1 pseudogene is annotated in these 2256 nt (G+C 52.1%); it reads right to left on the bottom strand.

Annotated elements, in window-relative coordinates:
• Positions 1 to 2167 (bottom strand): annotated as a pseudogene (locus ACK4IR_RS12270) (hypothetical protein); the annotation flags it as partial.
• Positions 2168 to 2256: the final 89 nt, after the last annotated feature.

Below are 2256 nucleotides of genomic sequence, written 5' to 3'. Positions count from 1 at the left end.
CGATTGGTGTGCGCCGCAGCAGGTCAAGGTCAATATCCATCTCCCGCACGGCCATCTCTTCCCGACCGTTAAAGAGCGTGTTGTCGAGGAAGGCCACATTGTAAGCATTGCCATCAAAGCCAATGATTTGATTCAGGCGGTTCGGATAGCGGATATTGTTCACAAGGATGCCACTAGCGGCCTCAGTCGGGGTAAGGAACGCACTTGGATTGGCACGTGGACTTGCCGCAATACTACTCGGATTCACAGCTGGTCCTTCCGGTGGATTGAAGATCGCCCGCAGAGCCGGGTATTTGATCACAGTGTTGAATGTGCCTCGAGTGAGTGCGTCTTGCCCTTTCCGTGAGAGGACAACTATTGTGTAGCCTTCACGAATGATGTCTAGCGTACCAGAGACACTGCATAGTTCGGGATCGATTTCTTCGGGATTGATTTTTTTGACTGTTGCTTCTGCTACTGTGCCTTCAGGCCCTTTCTCCACAACCTTAAAGCAGCCTTCCAACCGACCCAAGTTCGGCCCTGACCCAGTGGTTGGACGACGAATCTGAATAACATCTTCTTTGTTAAGGAAAGTCTTAAGGGAAGGGGTTAAACGGTACGTAATCGTCACTGTGGAGTTGTTATTCGGATCAAAGCTAGCGTCACGCGTAATGGTACCTGTTTCCATGATTGAAGCCGAGGCACCTGCTTGAATTCTCCTTTGTAGTGCATTACCTCCGGCGGGGTTTTCCAAAGTTACTGTGAGCACTTTGCCCGTTGTTTCATCCTTCCGAAGGTCTCTCAAGATCATCTGCCCTACGCCGGTCACATAGACATAACTACCTCTATCCGACTCACGCACGTCAAAGTTGTAGCCGGGCGCATCCTCAACCTTCACAGTCACTGTCGCATTAGGAGCAGGTACATCGAAATCCGCACCAATCACAAAACCCCGGCGGTCTTTTCCTAAGCAAAAAACCTTCTTCAAATTGGGATACAAATTGGGAATCCCACAGTTGTACCCATCTGGATTAAGGTCATACTCTACCTGCTCTTTGAGGGCAATGAGCCGAGCTAGGCGGGCATTAACATCCGAATTGGTCTCTTGAAGAGGGCGCTGCCTCCATCCGTCTCTGGAAATTAGGGCAGTGATGTAAGCATTGGGATCCAAATAGCCCCCGCGATAGGCAAGTGGGTCAGAAAAACCTTTACGATAGATGCGAATGCTGGGAGTTGTATCGCTTTCGGAAGGGGGGATGACTTCACCGTTGGTCAAGAAATCTGGAGGAGGAGGAACACTCGAGTACTCGTTTAACTCAGAGATAGCATCCTCCAGCCTATCCAGTTGCGGCTTGAGAGTGGGAGTTATCAAGTTCAAGTCTTGTCGAAGCGTCTTCACACTATGCGCCAGCATCCCCAACATGCAACCTGCCGTGTGTATCGTACTTTGATCCGCCAAGCTAAGATCCCTCAATCTGCTGCTATTTTCCCAAAGCAAGAGCGCGCGGGCTAGGTTAGAGAAGTTCCCGGCACGGGTTTTCGATGGGTCGGGGTGAATCTGCGTTCCGCCGGTTTCTTGTTTGGGCGGGAAAGCTCCATATACGCCATCACTCGCATAGGCGACAAGGTTTCGCATTGCTTGCCGCATCTCCGGGCTATCGAATTCCGGCGGTGCAAATTCCCAACCGTTGGTGCCTCGCCCTGTGAAGAAATCAAAGAATTTGAAATCAGAGGGCAAACCTTGAATGCCGCTGTACTGATTAAACATAATGCTGCGCAGCACTGTCTGCGGCGTGCCGTGGTGGTGGGTTGTGGCAAGGCAAGCAATGGGTTCATACCCCCCTTGATCCTGACCCGGATAAGGATCGGTAAAGGGATCGGGAATTGAAGAGTTGATCTCTGTTCCATTTGCCTTGTAGTGGTAAACGGCCGTTGCCTGAACTGCCGCCAAATCGTCCCGCAGCGTGCGGTGCTGATAAAACTCGTTGCGACGGTTGGGGTCAGCAGGATCCCCTGCGGGTGGGTCTAGCGGTTTGCCCAGCTCCAGACGCTCACCCACAATGATGCGCAAGCCCTCTTGGCGTGCCCGCCGCTCCCAGTAGCCATCTAAACCTAATCCTTCCCGCTTGTTGCCACTATCAGCAGTATTCCGAGTGAGATTCGGCATGCCAATAATTTGCTGACCCATTTGCCCCGGCGGCACTATTCCTCCATAGCTCGGCTTAGGACCATAGCGATCATCGGCACGGTAAGTATCATCCACGTCGGGCTTGCGCC

Source organism: Thermosynechococcus sp., from assembly GCF_046299635.1.
Lineage (GTDB): Bacteria > Cyanobacteriota > Cyanobacteriia > Thermosynechococcales > Thermosynechococcaceae > Thermosynechococcus.
The sequence above is the reverse complement of the archived record's forward strand: the minus strand, read 5'-3'. Positions and strand labels throughout refer to the sequence as shown.